At 63.3% G+C, this 18,746-nt stretch carries 11 protein-coding genes, 1 tRNA gene and 1 pseudogene; 7 read left to right on the top strand and 6 right to left on the bottom strand.

Annotated features, from left to right (window positions below; all coding sequences use genetic code 11):
* Positions 1-26 precede the first annotated feature (26 nt).
* Positions 27-734, top strand: a complete 708-nt coding sequence (locus NKJ08_RS00065) for an SDR family NAD(P)-dependent oxidoreductase (protein WP_352522537.1) — start codon at positions 27-29, stop codon at positions 732-734.
* Between the two features lie 95 nt (positions 735-829).
* Here the strand turns inward: NKJ08_RS00065 and rpsA are convergent, their stop codons facing one another.
* The 4 genes and pseudogenes from rpsA to aroA form a co-directional block, all read right to left on the bottom strand.
* A complete protein-coding gene (rpsA, locus tag NKJ08_RS00060; protein WP_023676278.1) occupies positions 830-2,527 on the bottom strand; it encodes a 30S ribosomal protein S1 in 1,698 nt (565 codons plus the stop codon).
* Between the two features lie 205 nt (positions 2,528-2,732).
* Positions 2,733-3,383, bottom strand: coding sequence for a (d)CMP kinase (gene cmk / locus NKJ08_RS00055; RefSeq protein WP_352522763.1), 651 nt, complete (start codon positions 3,381-3,383; stop codon positions 2,733-2,735).
* A 30-nt stretch (positions 3,384-3,413) separates the two neighbouring features.
* A pseudogene (locus NKJ08_RS00050) lies at positions 3,414-3,692 on the bottom strand (DUF6881 domain-containing protein); the annotation flags it as partial.
* Positions 3,689-5,047 carry a 3-phosphoshikimate 1-carboxyvinyltransferase gene (aroA, locus tag NKJ08_RS00045; protein WP_352780657.1) on the bottom strand — a complete coding sequence of 453 codons (1,359 nt, stop codon included), beginning with the start codon at positions 5,045-5,047 and terminating at the stop codon, positions 3,689-3,691. The gene aroA and the pseudogene NKJ08_RS00050, both read right to left, overlap by 4 nt.
* 195 nt (positions 5,048-5,242) lie before the next feature.
* Here aroA and NKJ08_RS00040 point away from each other — a divergent pair, with 195 nt between their 5' ends.
* Positions 5,243-5,632, top strand: coding sequence for a TIGR02300 family protein (locus tag NKJ08_RS00040; RefSeq protein ID WP_352522539.1), 390 nt, complete (start codon positions 5,243-5,245; stop codon positions 5,630-5,632).
* 168 nt (positions 5,633-5,800) lie between these two features.
* Positions 5,801-5,876 (top strand) — tRNA-Ala (locus tag NKJ08_RS00035).
* A 225-nt stretch (positions 5,877-6,101) separates the two neighbouring features.
* Here NKJ08_RS00035 and NKJ08_RS00030 read toward each other — a convergent pair.
* Entirely contained in the window at positions 6,102-6,410 is a 309-nt protein-coding gene (locus NKJ08_RS00030; RefSeq protein WP_352780655.1) for a hypothetical protein, read from the bottom strand.
* Positions 6,411-6,698: 288 nt separating this feature from the next.
* Here NKJ08_RS00030 and NKJ08_RS00025 point away from each other — a divergent pair, with 288 nt between their 5' ends.
* Positions 6,699-12,410 (top strand): HAMP domain-containing protein, encoded by a 5,712-nt coding sequence (locus NKJ08_RS00025; protein WP_352781131.1) that lies wholly within the window; start codon positions 6,699-6,701, stop codon positions 12,408-12,410.
* Positions 12,411-12,462: 52 nt separating this feature from the next.
* Positions 12,463-14,502: a PAS domain-containing hybrid sensor histidine kinase/response regulator gene (locus tag NKJ08_RS00020; protein ID WP_352780653.1), complete on the top strand. Its 2,040-nt coding sequence runs from the start codon at positions 12,463-12,465 to the stop codon at positions 14,500-14,502.
* A 55-nt stretch (positions 14,503-14,557) separates the two neighbouring features.
* On the opposite strand, the gene NKJ08_RS00015 is transcribed toward NKJ08_RS00020, so the two are convergent.
* A complete protein-coding gene (locus NKJ08_RS00015) occupies positions 14,558-15,451 on the bottom strand; it encodes a LysR family transcriptional regulator (RefSeq protein ID WP_352780652.1) in 894 nt (297 codons plus the stop codon).
* Between the two features lie 121 nt (positions 15,452-15,572).
* On the opposite strand from NKJ08_RS00015, the gene NKJ08_RS00010 reads away from it, so the two are divergent.
* Positions 15,573-16,916 carry a lactonase family protein gene (locus NKJ08_RS00010; RefSeq protein WP_352780650.1) on the top strand — a complete coding sequence of 448 codons (1,344 nt, stop codon included), beginning with the start codon at positions 15,573-15,575 and terminating at the stop codon, positions 16,914-16,916.
* Positions 16,917-17,085: 169 nt separating this feature from the next.
* Positions 17,086-18,585, top strand: coding sequence for a helicase HerA domain-containing protein (locus NKJ08_RS00005; RefSeq protein ID WP_352780647.1), 1,500 nt, complete (start codon positions 17,086-17,088; stop codon positions 18,583-18,585).
* Positions 18,586-18,746 lie beyond the last annotated feature (161 nt).

The raw sequence follows: 18,746 nt of genomic DNA, 5'->3' as shown, positions 1-18,746 counted from the left end.
GGCGCGCAATCACGGAGCGGTCGAATATGATGGAAACACTGGACGGCAGACATATCGTGGTGACCGGCGGCACCGGGGCGCTTGGCGGCGCGGTCGTGGGGAAACTGCTGGAGCAGGGCGCGATTTGCCATGTGCCCAATGCTCACGCTGCCGCGCCTGCGCATTTTCCCTTCCCGGCACATGACCGCGTCAGGCTGGCGCACAATGTCGACCTCGCCGACCCTGCCAAGGTCGACGCCTTCTATGCCAGTGTTCCGGATTTGTGGGCATCGGTGCATCTTGCCGGCGGCTTCACCGCCGCGCCGGTCGAGAAGATCGAGCCCGCCTCCTTTGCCGAGATGATGGACACCAACGCCCGAACTACCTTCCTGTGCTGCCGCGCGGCGATACGCTCGATGCTGGGATCTTCCGTGTCGGGCCGCATCGTCAATGTCACCGCGCGAGCCGGGCTCGACCCGCGGCGCGGCTCCGGCAAGGTCGCTTACGCCGCCGCCAAGGCGGCGGTCGCCGCGATGACCGTGGCGATGGCTGAAGAGCTGAAGGCCAAGGGCATCCTGATCAACGCCGTGGCGCCCTCGACGCTCGACACGCCGGCCAACCGAGCTGACATGCCGGATGCCGATTTCAGCAGATGGGTCAGCCTCGAAGCGGCAGCCGAGGCCATAGCCTATCTTGCCTCGCCGGCCAACATGGCGATCAGCGGTACGCTGGTGCCGCTTTACGGCAGGGCCTGAAATTCAGGCCTAGTCTAGTACAAAAAAAGCCCCGCCGGATCGCTCCGGCGGGGCTTTTTGTTTCGTTTACAACCTGCGTGAGGCGCGGTGTTGGCTCAGCTGCCCTGCTTCTTCAGCGCGGCGCCAAGGATGTCGCCCAGCGAAGCGCCGGAGTCGGTCGAACCGTATTGGGCGACCGCTTCCTTCTCTTCGGCGATTTCCAGCGCCTTGATCGAGACCTGCAGCTTGCGGGTCTTCTTGTCGAAGGCAATGACGCGGGCGTCGACCTTTTGACCGACGGTGAAGCGCTCGGGGCGCTGCTCGTCGCGGTCACGGCTGAGATCGGAGCGCTTGATGAAGGTCTCGATGCCGCTGTCGACCAGCCGCACTTCCAGACCGCCATCCTTCACGCCGATAACCTCGCAGGTGACGACTGCGTTCTTGCGAAGTTCGCCTGACGTCGCTGCTTCGCCGACCGTATCCTTGGCCAGCTGCTTGATGCCGAGCGAGATGCGTTCCTTGTCGATGTCGACGTCGAGCACCTGCGCCTTGACCATGTCGCCGCGATTGTACTCCTCGATCACCTGCTCGCCCGGACGAGTCCAGTCGAGGTCGGAAAGGTGGACCATGCCGTCGACGTCGCCTTCGAGGCCGATGAACAGGCCGAACTCGGTCTTGTTCTTGACCTCGCCCTCAACCTGGCTTCCGACCGGATGGCTGCGCGCGAAGGCTTCCCACGGGTTTTCCAGCGTCTGCTTGAGGCCGAGCGAGATGCGGCGCTTGGCCGGATCGACTTCGAGCACCACCACGTCGACTTCCTGCGTCGTCGACAGGATCTTGCCGGGATGCACGTTCTTCTTGGTCCACGACATTTCCGAAACGTGGATGAGGCCTTCGATGCCCGGCTCCAGCTCGACGAACGCGCCGTAGTCGGTGATGTTGGTGACGGTACCCTTGATCTTCTTGCCGATCGGGAACTTGGTGCCGATCTCGGACCACGGATCGCTCTCGAGCTGCTTCATGCCGAGCGAGATGCGGTGGGTTTCCTGGTTGATGCGGATGATCTGCACCTTGACCGTCTGGCCGATATTGAGGATCTCGGTCGGATGGTTGACGCGGCGCCAGGCCATGTCGGTGACGTGCAGCAGGCCGTCGATGCCGCCGAGGTCGACGAATGCACCATAGTCGGTGATGTTCTTGACGACGCCTTCGACCACCTGGCCCTCTTCGAGGTTCTGCACGATTTCCGAACGCTGTTCGGCGCGGCTTTCCTCGAGCACGGTGCGGCGCGACACCACGATGTTGCCGCGGCGGCGATCCATCTTGAGGATCTCGAAGGGCTGCGGGTTGTGCATCAGCGGCGAGACGTCGCGGATTGGGCGGATGTCGACCTGGCTGCGCGGCAGGAAGGCCACGGCGCCGTCGAGATCGACGGTGAAGCCGCCCTTGACCTGGTTGAAGATGACGCCTTCGACGCGTTCGCCCTTGGTGAACTTCTCTTCGAGACGGACCCAGCTCTCTTCGCGGCGGGCCTTCTCACGCGACAGCATGGCTTCGCCAAGCGCGTTTTCGATACGCTCGACATAGACCTCGACCGTGTCGCCGACCTTGAGCGTCGTGTCCTTGCCCTTGACGCCGAATTCCTTCAGCGGCACGCGGCCTTCGACCTTGAGGCCGACGTCGATGATAGCCATGTCCTTCTCAATGGCAGTGATGATGCCCTTGACGACCTGGCCTTCGCCGGAATGGCCGGCGGAAAATGATTCTTCGAGCAGGCTCGCGAAATCATCGCGAGTGGGATTTGCAACTGACATAGTTTCTCCTGGAATGCCCCGCAATCTGTCGCGGGGCCGCCGCCGTGGGTTAGCGTTGCGTTGGCCTGCCGGCGTTCCGGGCAAAAAGCCCTTGGCCGCCTTTGAGCGGCAATTCCGGCGCATGAAGAATGCTGGCAGGCTGGTTCATGCCTGATATGGGAATTCTTTTTGTCGCCGGCAATCGGCGGCGGCGGGAACACCCGGCTCAGGCTTCATTTCTCTTGGCCAGGACGTCGTCGATGATCGCCCGAGCTGCCAGAAACGCGGCCTCTATAGCCATTTCCGACGTGTCAAGCAAGTGCGCGTCGACGGCCGGCTTCAAGGGCGAGTCCACGCGGCCCATGTCGCGCTCGTCGCGGCGCACGATATCGGCAAGGATTTCATCGAAATTGGCAGTGCCGCCGATGCTCTCGATTTCATCCAGCCGCCGCTTTGCCCGCACCTCGGCACTGGCCGTGACATAGAGTTTTACGTCGGCATCGGGACAGACGACGGTGCCGATGTCGCGGCCGTCGAGCACCGCGCCAGGCGGTGTTCTTGCGAAGTCACGCTGTTTCTCGACCAGGATGCGCCGCACCGACGGGATCACTGCCACTTTCGAAGCCGCCTCGCCAACGGCGTGTGCCGAAAGCACTGGGCGGTCGAGCTTTGCCAGATCGACCTGCCGGGCAGCGGTTTCAGCGGCCGAAACATTGTCGAGCGGCAGGCCGAGCCGGAGCAGCGCATGCGCCACCGCGCGATAGGTAAGGCCGGTGTCGAGCAGGTTCAGCCGGTAATGGTCGGCGAGTCGCCGGGCAAGGGTGCCCTTGCCGGCGCCGGCGGGACCGTCGATGGCGATGGTGAAGGTTGAGGTCATTCGCCGCCTCGAGGCAAGCGCCTGCTGCCAACGCTTTTCAAACTCTGCCGCCGTGACTTCCACCGCCTCAAATACAGGATCAGCGTTGATCTCGTCGAGGTCCGGAAAAGGTTGGTCTGAGTTCGTTGTCCCGCCAACGTCGAGGTCCTTTGATCCATCTGGCGCGACGCCACGTGACGCGAACCCGACCGAACCGTCCCGATAGAACTCTATTGTTCTCGACTGATAATTGTCATCTTCAATCTCATACCAGAGGTGAAATGGTTGCTCCGGCCTTTCGTGCTTCCAATGTACGCAGACATATTTCACCCGATCTCCGCCCCCAGCCCCTTCATCAGACCCATGAATTCCGGAAAACTCGTCGCGATCATCGCCTGGTCGTCAATGGTCACGGGCCTTTCCGTCGCCAGGCCCATCACCAGAAAGCTCATGGCGATGCGGTGGTCGAGATGGGTCTGGACAATAGTGCCCCGTCCGTTCGGATGCTGGCCGAGGCCCTTGCCGCCGGGTTTTCCACGCACGACAAGCGAGGCCTCGCCTTCGCTGCAATCGACGCCGTTGAGCTTCAGCCCGTTGGCGACTGCCGCCAGCCGGTCGGATTCCTTCACCCGCAGCTCTTCCAGCCCCTGCATCAGCGTCTCGCCCTCGGCGAAGCTGGCCGCCACTGCAAGCACCGGATATTCGTCGATCATGGTCGGCGCCCGTTCGGGCGGCACGGTGACGCCCTTCAGCTCGGAATAGCGCACGCGCAGATCGGCGACATCCTCGCCGCCTTCGTTGCGCGGGTCGAGAATGTCGATCCGGGCGCCCATTTCCTGCAGCGTCAACAGAAGTCCGGTGCGGGTCGGGTTCATCAGCACGTTTTCGATAATAATGTCCGAGCCCGGCACGATCAGCGCCGCCACCAGCGGGAAGCCGGCCGAGGAGGGGTCGCCTGGCACCGCGATGGTCTGCCCGGTGAGCTTGCCCTGGCCTTCGATGAAAATGTGGCGCACGCCGCGCTCGTCGGTCTCGACCGACAGATTGGCGCCGAATCCCCTGAGCATCTTTTCGGTGTGATCGCGCGTCATCACCGGCTCGATGACGGTGGTGATGCCCGGCGTGTTCAGCCCAGCCAGCAGCACCGCCGACTTGACTTGTGCCGATGCCATCGGCACGCGGTACGTGATCGGCGCGGCGTGCTTGGGCCCGTGCAGCGTGATCGGCATGCGGTCGCCAGGCGTCGCCTTCAGCACCTGCACGCCCATCTGGCGCAGCGGCTCGAGCACGCGGCCCATCGGCCGGCCGGACAGCGAGGCGTCGCCGATGAAGGTGGTTTCCATGTCATAGGTGCCGACCAGGCCCATGGTGAGGCGTGAGCCCGTGCCGGCATTGCCGAAATCGAGCGGGCCTTCCGGCTGCAGCAGCGCGCCGTTGCCGGTACCGCGGATCACCCACTCAGCGCCATGCTTCTCGATATGGGCGCCCATGGCCTTCATGGCAGCGCCCGTACGCATCACGTCCTCGCCTTCCAGCAGCCCGGTAATGCGGGTTTCGCCGGAGGCTAGGCCGCCGAACATGAACGAGCGGTGCGAGATCGACTTGTCGCCCGGCACCCGCGCCGCGCCGGAAAGGGCAGATGATTTGCGGGCGGTGGCCTGCATCGGGGCGGCAGTATGCGACATGGTTCTTTCCTGGATGAACGCCGGCGGCCGGCTATTTTCTTCTGGTTTGCGCGGTCTCCTATCATGGCGGACCGAAATGGTCATCCCCTTGGCACGAGGCCTTCGAATTCAAGGTTTTTGGGACGCCGGCTTTTCGCTTTGACAGCGCCGTAAACTCTGGTTAAGGGGACCAAACTTTTATCGACGAGGCTTGCTGTGGCAAAACCCGAACTTGGCACCAAACGCATCGACCCGGAGACGGGTCGAAAATTCTATGACCTGAACAAAGACCCGATCGTCTCGCCTTACACAGGCAAGAGCTATCCGCGCTCCTATTTCGAGGAAGGCAAGGTTGCCGCCGTCGAAGAGGAAGAGGAAGTTGTCGAAAAGGAGGTCGACGCCGAGGAGGAAGAGGGCGTCGAGGTCGTTTCGCTCGAAGAGGCGGACGAGGACGTGAAGGCCGACGAACTGCCCGATCTCGGCGACGACGAGGACGACGTCGACCTCGGCGATGACGAGGATGACACTTTCCTCGCCGACGAGGAGGAAGAGGACGACGACGTCGCCGACATGATCGGCGTCGGCGACGACGACGACGAAGTCTGAGCGGGTGCGAACCGCATTTGACGGCTTTCGTCGCGCCGGCAAGAAAAAGCGGTTCTCGAAGGCTTGATATTAGGGGAAGGCGGGGTTAGAAGCCGCCTGCACTAACGGCGCGGTCTCAACCCGCGCCGGATCTCTTCGCCGGAAACGGCGCCGGCGGACTGCCGGAGTGGGGCCATAGCTCAGTTGGGAGAGCGCTTGAATGGCATTCAAGAGGTCGTCGGTTCGATTCCGATTGGCTCCACCAGTTCTCTCTATCGAAACCATCAGGACAGCCGCCCGAACCGAGCTGGCCGCCGCCTATCGCGCGGAAAATAATTAAGCACGGTCGATCAGCCCAAGACTCGCCATTTCATCCAAATGACGAGTCTGCGCCCGATAGAACACCTATCCTAGCCTGGCGTGTGATCGAACCACGAGCACCGATTTCGGATAGGTTCCAGGGCTGAAATGACGGCTGAGCAAAACTCCGTTACTTGTTGCAGTTCTGCATATCCGACGTCATAGCGCCGCTTGGGGTGTTGTTGTCGGTGTCGTTGCCCGCCGTATCCTTGCAGCGGTCATTCATGCCGTTGCCCTGCGGCGTGGCGTTCGTTGCGTTCGGATCGATTGTGTTCGGCGTAGTTCCGGTGCCGGTTCCTGTGTTAGCGCCGGAAGTGCCCGTATTGACACCGGTATTGGCATCATTGCCAGTTCCGCCGGTTTCCTGGCCGGCAGTTTGCGCCATGGCAGATGTGGCCAGGCCTATGGCAAGTAGGGCTGCAGAGAGTAATTTCAGCATGATAGTGTCTCCATTGGGGTGCATCGCTGTATCGCGATCTATACCAAACGAGAGTTTTCCGGGATGTTCCGTTTGACAGAAATAGTGATCAATACAATCGCTATGAGAGCTTTGTTGCTCATCGTTTCGTGAATGGGGCCGTGAAATTCCTGTGTCACAACAGAAATTTCGTCTGGAACCAAATCGAAGATGCCGCGTTGTTGCGCTTGCGGGGAGTTGTGTCGGCCGCAGGGGACAGTTTCATCAAGACATTCAAGAGAGTCGTGAGCTGGGAGGGGCGCTGTGAGCGTGCTTGCATCCAAAGGGCAATTGGACCGTCGTCAAATACTGAACGCGTTGAAGGCTTTTCGGAGCGGTGATTTCTCCGTTCGCATCGACAATGTCTACACTGGCCTCGATTCGGAGATCGCCGATACCTTCAACGAAATCGTCGAGCTCAACGATCAGGTGACGCGTGAGTTTGAGCGCCTCAGCAAGGTCGTCGGCAAGGATGGCCGGATCGGCGAACGCGGCCGCGTCCGCAACGCCACCGGCAGTTGGGAATCCAGCGTCCGCTCCGTCAACGACCTCATCGAAGACATGGTTCAGCCGACGGCCGAGGTGGCGCGCGTTATCGGCGCGGTGGCCAAGGGCGACCTGTCGCAGACGATGATGGTCGAAATCGACGGCAGGCCGCTGCGCGGCGAGTTCCTGCGTATCGGCAAGATCGTCAATACCATGGTCGGGCAACTGGCCTCCTTCGCCTCGGAAGTGACGCGCGTGGCGCGCGAAGTCGGCACCGAAGGCAAGCTCGGCGGTCAGGCCCGCGTGAAGGGCGTGGCCGGGACCTGGAAGGACCTGACCGACAACGTCAACGCCATGGCGACGAACCTGACCGGGCAGGTGCGCAATATCGCCGAGGTAACGACCGCCGTCGCTTCCGGCGACCTGTCAAAGAAGATCACCGTCGATGTGAAAGGCGAAATCCTCGAGCTTAAGAACACCATCAACACCATGGTCGACCAGCTCAATTCCTTCGCCTCGGAAGTGACACGCGTCGCGCGCGAGGTCGGCACCGAAGGCAAGCTCGGCGGCCAGGCGCGCGTCGAAGGCGTCGGCGGAACCTGGAAGGACCTGACCGACAACGTCAACCTGATGGCCGAAAACCTGACCGGCCAGGTGCGCAATATCGCCGAGGTGACCACGGCGGTGGCGCTTGGCGACCTGTCGAAGAAGATCACGGTCGACGTCAAAGGCGAGATCCTCGAGCTGAAATCGACCATCAACACCATGGTCGACCAGCTGAATTCATTTGCCGGCGAAGTAACGCGCGTCGCCCGCGAAGTCGGCACCGAAGGCAAGCTTGGAGGCCAGGCGCAGGTGCGCGGCGTTGCCGGCACCTGGAAGGACTTGACCGACAACGTCAATTCGATGGCCGAGAACCTGACCGGCCAGGTCCGCAACATCGCCGAGGTGACCACCGCCGTCGCCTCGGGCGACCTGTCGAAGAAGATCACCGTCGCCGTGCAGGGCGAAATCCTCGAGCTCAAGGACACCATCAACACGATGGTCGACCAGCTCAATTCCTTCGCCTCGGAAGTGACGCGCGTGGCGCGCGAGGTCGGCACGGAAGGCAAGCTCGGCGGCCAGGCCGAGGTGAAGGGCGTCGGCGGCACCTGGAAGGATCTGACCGACAACGTCAATCTGATGGCCGCCAACCTGACCGGCCAGGTGCGCAACATCGCCGAGGTCACCACCGCAGTGGCCCGCGGCGACCTGTCGAAGAAGATCACCGTCGACGTCAAGGGCGAAATCCTGGAGCTCAAGGACACCGTCAACACGATGGTCGATCAGCTGAATTCCTTCGCCTCGGAAGTGACGCGTGTGGCGCGCGAAGTGGGATCGGAAGGCAAGCTCGGCGGCCAGGCGCACGTCGAGGGCGTCGGCGGCACCTGGAAGGACCTGACCGACAACGTCAATGCCATGGCCGGCAATCTGACCGTGCAGTTGCGCGACGTCTCCAAGGTGGCGACGGCAATTGCGACCGGCGACCTGACCCAGAAGATTACCGTGGATGCATTGGGCGAGATCCTGCAGATCAAGGACGTCATCAACACGATGGTCGACCAGCTGAATTCCTTCGCCTCCGAGGTGACGCGCGTGGCGCGCGAAGTCGGTTCCGACGGCAAGCTCGGCGGCCAGGCGCAGGTGCGCGGCGTTGCCGGCACCTGGAAAGATTTGACCGACAACGTCAATGCAATGGCCGCCAACCTGACCGGCCAGGTCCGCAACATCGCCGAGGTGACGACTGCGGTGGCGTTGGGTGACCTGTCGAAGAAGATCACGGTCGATGTGCGCGGCGAAATCCTCGAGCTGAAGGACACCATCAATACGATGGTCGACCAGCTGAATTCCTTCGCCTCGGAGGTGACGCGCGTGGCGCGCGAGGTCGGCACGGAGGGCAAGCTCGGCGGCCAGGCGCAGGTGCGCGGCGTTGCCGGCACCTGGAAGGACCTGACCGACAATGTGAATTCGATGGCCGAGAACCTGACCGGCCAGGTGCGCAACATCGCCGAGGTGACGACTGCAGTGGCGCGCGGCGACCTGTCGAAGAAGATCACCGTCGACGTCAAGGGCGAGATACTGGAGCTGAAATCGACGATCAACACCATGGTCGACCAGTTGAACTCCTTTGCCGGCGAAGTGACGCGTGTCGCCCGCGAGGTCGGCACCGAGGGCAAGCTCGGCGGCCAGGCGCGGGTCGAGGGCGTCGCCGGCACCTGGAAGGACCTGACCGACAACGTCAATCTGATGGCGACGAACCTGACCAACCAGGTGCGCGGCATCGCCGATGTCGTGACCGCGGTGGCGCAAGGCAATCTCAAGCGCAAGCTGACGGTCGATGCCAAGGGCGAGATCGCCTCGCTCGCCGACACCATCAATGGCATGATCGAGACGCTTGCGACCTTCGCCGACCAGGTGACCAACGTCGCCCGCGAGGTGGGCATCGAAGGCAAGCTCGGTGGCCAGGCCCGCGTGCCTGGCGCTGCCGGCCTTTGGCGCGACCTGACCGACAACGTCAATCAGCTCGCCGCCAACCTGACCACCCAGGTGCGCGCCATTGCCGAGGTGTCGACGGCGGTGACCAAGGGCGATCTGACCCGCTCGATCAGCGTCCAGGCCTCCGGTGAGGTGGCGGCGTTGAAAGACAACATCAATGAGATGATCCGCAATTTGAAGGATCAGACGTTGAAGAATGCCGAGCAGGACTGGCTGAAGACCAATCTCGCCCGGTTCTCGCGCATGCTACAGGGCGAGCGCGACCTGGCCACGGTCTCGCGTCTCATCATGTCCGAGCTCGCCCCGCTGGTGAATGCGCAATATGGCGTGTTCTACGTGACCAACCGCGACGAGGACGAATCCTATCTCGAGCTTGCGGCCTCCTATGGCGCCGAAAGCAAGGCGGAGATCAGGCAGCGCCTCGATCTGCGCGAAGGCCTTGTCGGGCAGAGTGCTGCCGACAAGCGCGCCATCATGCTGGGCAACGTGCCGCCGGATTTCCTGCGCGTCACGTCCGGCCTTGGCAATGCCGCGCCGGCGAACGTGATCATTCTTCCGGCTCTGTTCGAGGACGAGGTGAAAGCCGTCATCGAACTCGCCTCGTTCAGCGAATTCCGCGACACGCACCAGTCGTTCCTCAACCAGCTGATGGAATCCGTCGGCATCGTTCTCAACACCATCGCCGCCACGATGCGCACCGAAGGCCTGCTCAAGCAGTCGCAGTTGCTGACCTCGGAGCTGCAGGCGCGTCAGACCGAGCTGACCAAGAAGCAGGAGGAGTTGCACGCCACCAATGAGGAGCTGCAGGAAAAAGCGCAGCTGCTCGAGAACGAAAAGAAGCAGGTGGAGAATAAGAACCTCGAAATCGAGATGGCGCGGCGGGCGCTGGAGGAGAAGGCCGAGCAGCTGGCGCTGACCTCCAAATACAAGTCCGAATTCCTCGCCAATATGAGCCACGAATTGCGCACGCCGCTCAACTCGCTGCTCATCCTTTCAAACCTGCTTGCAACCAATCAGCAAGGCAATCTCAATGACAAGCAGGTCGAGTTCGCGCGCACCATCAATTCGGCCGGCACTGACCTTTTGAGCCTTATCAACGACATCCTCGATCTGTCGAAGATCGAATCGGGCACCGTCTCGATCGATATCAGCGACATGCCGGTGGTGCATCTTCGGCAGCATATGGAGCGAACCTTCCGGCAGCTGGCGACCGACAAGGGACTTGGCTTCACCATCAATGTCGCCCCTGAGCTTCCGGAGACCGTCCGCACGGACGAGAAGCGGTTGCAGCAGATCGTGCTCAATCTTTTGTCGAACGCGTTCAAGTTCACCTCCGAAGGCGAGGTCAGCTTAAATTTTCGGGCCGAAAAGACAGGCCGTCACAACGGCTCGGTGCAACCGATGGAAGCGCTCGCGATCGCGGTCACCGATACGGGCATCGGTATTCCGCAAGACAAGCAGAAGCTGATTTTCGAAGCCTTCCAGCAGGCCGACGGCACCACCAGCCGCAAATATGGCGGGACCGGCCTTGGGCTCTCGATCAGCCGGGAAATTGCCCGGCTGATCGGCGGCGAATTGCGGGTCGAGAGCACGCCGGGCAAGGGTTCGACGTTTACGCTGGTCATCCCGTTCGACGGACCCCGGATGGCCTTGGCACCGCAAGCGGGGTTGCTGCCGGCGACGGAGGTGGGCGCAACGACCGCGCAGCCGAGCCCGCCATCCTCTGAACTGCTCGATGACCGCGATACCATCTCACCGGATGACCGGGTCGTGCTGATCGTCGAGGACGACCCGACCTTCGGCGGTTTGCTGCTCGGCCTCGCACGTGCGGCCGGGCTGAAAGGCGTCCTGTCGACCGCGGGCTCCGGCACGCTGGCTTTGGCACGCAAGCTGGTTCCTGACGCGATCACGCTCGATCTCGGACTGTCGGATATCGACGGGTGGGTGTTGTTCGATCTGCTTCGCCACGACCCGAAAACCAAGGACATTCCCGTCCATGTCATCTCGGGCGCCGAAGACATCGAGGTCCTTGCCCGCAAGGGTGCATCCAGCATTTCAACCAAGCCCGTATCGTCGGACGAACTGATGAAGGTCTTCCAGGACATTCACTCCAGAAAGCTCCGCGTCCAGCGCCGCGTTCTGATTGCCGATATCGATCCCGAGCGCCGCCTCTCATTGATCGAGGCGATCCGCGACGGTGCCACCTCGGTCACGGCGATCGGCCGCGTCGCGGCGAATGCGGACGACATCGGCATCGCCGCGTATGATGCCGTTGTGCTCGGCTTTGGCCGCTCGGCCAAGGACAACGCCCAGATGCTGGATGAGATTGCCGTCCTGTTCGGACAATCCGTGTCGCGGCTGTTGTTCTTTGCACCTTATCCGGAAGCACTGGAACAGTCGCTCGCCTTGCATCCGGCATTGGCGGATGTTCCGCGGGCGGAGAATTTCGCGCAGCTGGCTCTCCTGATATCCGCGACGCTCCCAGGGCGAGGCCACGAAAACAACGGTGCGGCAGCCGAACAGCCGGGCAAATTCGACCTCGGCGGCGCAAAGGTTCTCATCGTCGATGATGATATTCGCAACATCTATTCGCTCACCAGCGTTCTCGAAACCTATGATATCCAGGTGTTGCACGCGGAACGCGGTCGGGAAGGTATCGCGCTCCTCGAGCAGAGCCCGGACATCGACGCCGCACTGATCGACATCATGATGCCGGAGATGGATGGCTACGAGACGATGCGGCAGATCCGCGGCATGCCGGCGATCGCCCATATCCCGTTGATCTCGGTCACCGCCAAGGCAATGAAGGGCGACCGGCAAAAATGTCTCGAGGCGGGTGCTTCCGACTATATCGCCAAGCCTGTCGACCTCGACCTGCTGCTGGCGCTGCTGCGTGTCTGGATCGGCCGCTCGCGATCCCGCGTGCATGGTCCGGAAAAGACGCTCATGGCAGTGAACTGACGGCCGCTCGATGCAAAAGCTGTCGAGGAACGGAGCAAGGAAGCTAGAGGTTATGGCCCCGGCGGAGGGGCCGGCAAGGGCGCGCATCCTGGCCGTGGATGACGACGAGCGCAATCTGCTGGCGATCGGCGAGGTTCTTGCCCCTATCGGCGAAGTCGTCTGCGCGCAGTCGGGCGAAGAGGCGCTGCGCGCTCTGCTGAAGGAGGATTTCGCAGTCATCCTGCTGGATGTGCTGATGCCTGGACTGGACGGCTACGAGACCGCGGGACTGATCCGCCAACGCGAGCAATCCAGGCGAACGCCGATAATTTTTCTCACCGCTATCAACAAGGAAGACGCACACATGCTGCGCGGCTACGACGCCGGCGCGGTGGATTACGTGTTCAAGCCTTTCGACCCGGGCATGCTGCGTTCCAAGGTCGCCGTGTTCGTCGAGCTTCATGAAAAGACGCTCGAAATCCAGCAAAAGGCGGCTGTCGAGCAGGGGCTGCTGGCCCAGGCACTGCAGGCGCAGAAGGAAAAGCTCGAGGCCGAGCGGGCGCTGCGTAGCGCCCAGGAGCGGCAGCATGCCATTTTGAGCTCTCTTCCGGTCTGCTTCCACGCAAGGGCGGCGGAGCCGCCGTTCGGCGCCAGCTTCGTCACCGAAGGGGTCGAACGCTTGACTGGCTTTCCTCCCGAACGGCTGACGTCCGATCCAGGCTTCGGCCTGAGCCGGGTTCATCCCGACGATCTGCCGAGAGTGAGGCAAGCCCTGCTCGCAGCCAAGACTGCTGGCTCCTACACCTGCGAATTCCGCTGGCTATGCGCCGACGGCAACTACCGGATTTTTCTCGACCAGGGCGTCTTGTCGAACGGCTCCGACGGCCAGAGGCCTGAGATCCTGGGCACATTGCTGGACATCACCGAGCGGCGCGAGCTGGAGAACCAGCTGCTGCAATCGCAGCGCCTCGACGCGATCGGCAAGCTTACCGGCGGTCTGGCGCATGATTTCAACAATCTGCTTGCCGCAATTCTCAGCGGATTGGGATTGCTCGAGCGCCACGCCGAGTTCGACGGACAGGCCAGGCAGGTTCTGGAACTGACACGCCGGTCGGCAAAACAAGGCGCCGAGCTCGTCAACCGCATGCTTGCCTTCTCGCGCCGCCAGACGCTGAAGCCGCAGGCCGTGCGCCTCGCCGCGCTCGGCGACACCATGAACGGGTTGGTGGCTCCGGTCCTGGGAGGGCTGATCCGCTTCGATTGGCTGGTCGACGACACTGTCTGGCCGGCGCATGTCGATGCCAGCCAGCTGGAGCTCGCGCTGATGAACCTGGTCTTCAACGCGCGCGATGCCATGCCGTCCGGCGGGACGATAATTGTGGATGCGCAAAACCGAATGCTAAGCAGTGCAGCCGAGGATATTTCGTCGGGTGATTATGTCCTGGTCACTGTCAAGGACACGGGATCGGGCATACCGGCCGACATTCTCGCCAAGGTCGTCGAACCGTTTTTCACGACAAAACCCGTCGGCAAAGGCACGGGTCTGGGTCTGAGCACGGTCCATGGCTTCGTCAAGCAATCCGGCGGCACGCTTCGCATCGACAGCGTCGTCGGTCGTGGTACTGCCGTCCAGCTCTGGCTGCCGCGTTCAATCGAGCGTGCCGTCGAAATCGCCGAGAAGTCCGATGCCGACCACACCGTCGTGAATGCCGGCGAGGAATATCCATCGGTCCTTCTGATCGACGACAGCAATGTGCTGCGGGAACTGACGGCGCAATCGCTTCGGCAACATGGCTTTGCGGTGACCTGCGCCGGCGGAGGTGCGGAAGCGCTGGCGATGATCGAGCGGGCGCCGTACGATTTCGACGTCATCGTCACCGATTTTGCCATGCCGCTCGTCTCGGGCCTGGAGGTCATTCGGTTTGCACGCAATCTGCGGTCCGATTGGCCCGCGGTGATCATAACCGGATATGCCGATGCGGGTGCGATCGCCGACCGGCCCTCTGACGTGCCGCTGCTCGGCAAGCCACTGCGCGAAAAGGATCTGATGGAGAGCATTTTCCTGGTGGCTGCGCGCGCCGGGTCGCGAGGCACCAAACAGGCCAGCGGGTGAGAGGCGGGCCGATCGGACCATGGGCGTTCGCAGGCAATCTCACCGCGATCTCGGTTCAAGGCGTCCTCTGTGCAACCAGCGTCGCAACCATTTCCAGGAAACGTCGACCACTCGCGGCCAAGACCGGCTCGCGCCACGCTGCGGCCATCGGCAAGGATGGCGGCTGCGGGGTAACCGGACGGTACGCCACGCCGGGCCGCGCTACCCGGGCAATGCCCGCGGTGACGAAGCCCAGGCCGGCACCCGCCGCGACCAGGCCAGCCAGTGTCGTCATCGGCGTCACCTCCTGGACGATGCGCGGGCTGATGCCCTCGCCTCGAAACAGCGCAATCACCCGGTCATAGATGCTTGGGCCAATGACGCGCGGCGCCAGCAGGAACGGTTCGCCGTCAAGATCGCTCACGCGGATCGTTACTTGTGCCGCGAGCCGGTGTGTTGCCGGAAGCGCCAGCACCAGCGGTTCGTCGGGCAGACCATGGACGATCAGCTCCGGCGTCGAGAGCGGCGGATGCAGCACGCCCAGATCGATCTCGCCGGCCGCGAGTGCTCTTTCCAGCAATGGCGAGTTCATCTCGATGAGATCGACCTCGACATCCGGATAGCGGGTGCGAAACATCCGCACCGCTTCCGGCAGGACCCCATAGAAAGCAATGACGGTGAAGCCGAGCCGCAAGCGCCCGACCTCGCCGCGAACCGCCCTTAGCGCCTGCGTCTTTGCGGCATTGGCGTGCTGCACCGCCTTGCGGGCCGGGTCGAGAAAGGCGGCTCCGGCGGCTGTCAACGCCACGCCGCGGCGATCCCGCTCGAACAGATCAGCGCCGATCTCAAGTTCCAGGGCGCGGATGCGCTGGCTGAGCGACGGCTGGGTCAGGTTCATCCGCTCCGCCGCGCGGCGAAAATGCAGGTCTTCGGCAACGGCCACGAAACAGGCGAGTGTGCGAATATCCAACATCGCCTCCTTATGCAGAATACCTATCACAGGCAATGACATTCCTATTGGAATGCAATCAGCGTCGAAGATATTTTCCGCCAATGCAAGGGCTTGGTGGGACCAACAAAGGAACGAAATCATGATCAGGCCAAGCTCTTCTGCGCTCGCCATCGCGCTCAGCATCGGGGTGTCCTCTTCTGTGACCGCAGAACCATCGGATCTTGTCGGCCGGATTTCGGCAGGCCGGATAGCGGTCGTCTCCGACGGTGATTTCGTCGCCCAGACCTATGCCACGGGGCAACTTGCGCCACGCGAGGCAGACCATCGCGATGTGCTGACAGTGCTGTCCGCCGTCGATGGCAAAGTCGTGACCGGCACGATGCCGCTCTCCAATTCGGTGACCGCGGCACCGGAAGTCCTGCAGCTGAGCGAAGACGGGCGCACCGCCTTTGTCACCGAAAGGCTGGGTGAGCGTCCCCGAGAGGGCGACACTGTTCGCGACCTGCCGCCGGGGTGGCGCCTTTTCGCTGTCGATCTGTCCGACAGCGCCGCACCTCGCCTAGCGGGCACCGCCGAAATCGCCACTTTCCCCGAAGCCTTGTCGGTCAGCCCGGACGGAGGCCGCGTTGCCGTGGTGTCCAACACGCCCGAGGCAAGTTTCGTCCAGATCGTCGGCTATGGCGATGACCGCTTCGGCCCGGTCGCGCGGTTCGATCTCGCCGGGCTGGGGGTCACGGGGTCGGCCTCCACGCCACGCGGCGGTGTAACGGCGACCAACGTTCATTGGCATCCGAGCGGCCGCTTCATCGCTGTCAACATCAACACCCAGAACCGGGTCGCCTTCTTCGAGGTGATCGACAATGCCGGCAGGCCCGGCTTGCGTCCCTGGGGCAATATCGTCGATGTCGGCGCGGATCCCTTTGTCGGCCGTTTCACGCCGGACGGACGCCATTATCTGACCTCCAACTGGGGCCCAAACTTCACCGCGGCCAACCTCGAGGGCCGTATCCCGCAGACGCGCTCGAGCATCAGCGTGGTGCGGCTGGCCGACCCCGCGACATCGGCCGCAGCCGCCCGCCATGACCTTGTCGCCGGCGCCGAGACCGATCTTTCGGCCGAGGGCATCGCGGTCAGCCCGGACGGCCGGCTTGTGGCAACCGTCAACATGCGCGGCACGGCATTCCTGCCCGGAACGCCCCGTTTCGATAGGGAGGCCAGCGTCAGCCTTCTGAGCTTCGATCCGGCAACGGGTGCCATCGCCAAGATCGCCGATTATCCCTTTGAAGCGGTGTTGCCGGAGGGCGGCGCCTTCGATCGGACCGGAGATCACTTCCTCGCCACCGTGTTCCAGGGACATGAGGGCTCGGATCTCGGCGCCGGGCTCGAAGTTTTCCGCGTCGTCAACGGCGAACGGCCATCGCTCGAACGGCTCGGCCGCGTACCGCTGCCGCACGGCGCCCATCATGTCGATCTGGCGGAGTAGAGTCACGTAGACAAGCCATATCGAGTCGAAACGGTGCGTTTCATTGCTGTGCTCAGCAATCCTCGACCGCCAGCGGCATCCAGCTGTGCGCAACACCGAGCGGTCGGCCACGGGCGCTCGACGGGCTCTGATGCGGTTGATAAGCCCTCTCCACAAGGAGAGTCGAGACATGACCGTTGCGATCGAGATGGGCCACACGACCGCAGGCGCCCCGGCGGCACTGGACCTCGAGGAGCTGCTGGCGACGCGCCTTTTGGTGCAGGGTAATTCGGGCTCCGGCAAATCCCATCTGCTGCGCCGGCTGCTGGAGCAGAGCGCGCCTTGGGTGCAGCAGACCATCATCGACCCCGAAGGCGACTTCGTGACGCTTGGCGACCGTTTTGGCCACCTGGTGATCGATGCCGAGGAGCATACCGAGCGCGGCCTGCAGAGCGCCGGCGAGCGGGCGCGCATCCATCGCGTCTCCACGGTGCTCAATCTCGAGGGGCTCGACGCCGAGAACCAGATGCGGCGCGCCGCCGCCTTCCTCGGCGGGCTGTTCGAAGTCGCCCGCGACCACTGGTACCCGATGCTGGTGGTGGTGGACGAGGCGCAGCTGTTCGCGCCGGCAGTCGCGGGCGAGGTTTCGGATGAGGCGCGCAAACTCTCGCTCGGCGCCATGACCAACCTGATGTGCCGTGGCCGCAAACGCGGGCTCGCCGGCATCATCGCCACCCAGCGGCTGGCCAAGCTCGCCAAGAACGTCGCCGCCGAGGCTTCCAATTTCCTCATGGGCCGGACTTTTCTCGATATCGACATGGCGCGCGCCGCCGACCTTCTCGGCATGGAGCGGCGCCAGGCGGAGGCCTTTCGCGACCTCGAGCGCGGGCAATTCATGGCGCTCGGCCCGGCGCTGTCGCGCCGTCCGCTGGGCTTGCGCATCGGCCCGACCGATACAAGTCCGCGCAATGCGACCCCGCGCCTGATGCCGCTGCCGGAATCGGCCCTGGAGGACGCGCGCGCCATCATCCTGGCGGCCCCGCCGCCCGAGACTGTCCGGCCGCAGCGCCGGTCGTCGCCGGACCTGCTCGATCAGCTGATGGCGGCGAAGTCGGCGGCGCTGGAAATCCGCCCCGAACCGGTGGAACCGCCGATCAGCGCCGAGGATCTGGCGCAGCGGCGGGAGCGCGTCGACCGGGTCCTGCGCGCCGTGCTGGCGCAGCCTGATGCGGGGTTCCGCGTCATCGGCGTGCTCTATCAGGAGTTCGTGGTCCGCTGCCGCATAGAGGGCCTCGCCTCGGTCGTGCCGGACCTGCCGGAGTTCCGCCGCATGCTGACGCGCGCCCGCGCCGGCCTCGGCTCCGATATGGCCGGGGGTGACGCATGGCAGGATGTCTCGGTCCGCGCCTCGCTGCTGCCCGAGGACATGCAAGGTGTGTTCATGATGATCGCCCGCGCGGCCAAGGAGGGCTGGCCCTGCCCGAGCGACGCGGCGATCGCCCGCGCCTATGGCTCGCACTCGCTGCGCCGCGCCCGGCGCCTGCTGACCTATATCGAGGAGCAAGGCCTCATCGTCTGCCAGCTTGACGGCACTGGAAGGCGGACTGTGACGCTGGTGGAGCTCGCCTGGGCGACTGCGCCGGGCGACCCTAATGCCGAGGAAGCGGAGCAGGGGAGTTTGGCGGTGTGAGGGGGGCGGTGCGCTTTGGCTCAGAGGCGCCGTCGAGCTATGTCGGCTTATGACCGATTGTGTTGAAAAAGTCCGGGTTGCAGCAGTCCTGAAGCACTGATTCAATCTTCGTCGTAAGAGGAGATTGAGTCGATGATGGGCGAGCAAAGTGTGATGCAGGA

The sequence above is a fragment of the Mesorhizobium sp. M0244 genome, assembly GCF_040321795.1.
Classification (GTDB): Bacteria; Pseudomonadota; Alphaproteobacteria; order Rhizobiales; family Rhizobiaceae; genus Mesorhizobium.
The sequence above is the reverse complement of the archived record's forward strand: the minus strand, read 5'-3'. Positions and strand labels throughout refer to the sequence as shown.

Bases quoted from the DNA above. Each gene is read 5' to 3' on its own strand.
- aroA (WP_352780657.1), bottom strand. From the start codon at position 5,047: ATGTCGCATACTGCCGCCCCGATGCAGGCCACCGCCCGCAAATCATCT.
- NKJ08_RS00020 (WP_352780653.1), top strand. From the start codon at position 12,463: ATGGCCCCGGCGGAGGGGCCGGCAAGGGCGCGCATCCTGGCCGTGGAT.
- NKJ08_RS00005 (WP_352780647.1), top strand. From the start codon at position 17,086: ATGACCGTTGCGATCGAGATGGGCCACACGACCGCAGGCGCCCCGGCG.
- rpsA (WP_023676278.1), bottom strand. From the start codon at position 2,527: ATGTCAGTTGCAAATCCCACTCGCGATGATTTCGCGAGCCTGCTCGAA.
- cmk (WP_352522763.1), bottom strand. From the start codon at position 3,383: ATGACCTCAACCTTCACCATCGCCATCGACGGTCCCGCCGGCGCCGGC.
- NKJ08_RS00010 (WP_352780650.1), top strand. From the start codon at position 15,573: ATGATCAGGCCAAGCTCTTCTGCGCTCGCCATCGCGCTCAGCATCGGG.
- NKJ08_RS00065 (WP_352522537.1), top strand. From the start codon at position 27: ATGATGGAAACACTGGACGGCAGACATATCGTGGTGACCGGCGGCACC.
- NKJ08_RS00030 (WP_352780655.1), bottom strand. From the start codon at position 6,410: ATGCTGAAATTACTCTCTGCAGCCCTACTTGCCATAGGCCTGGCCACA.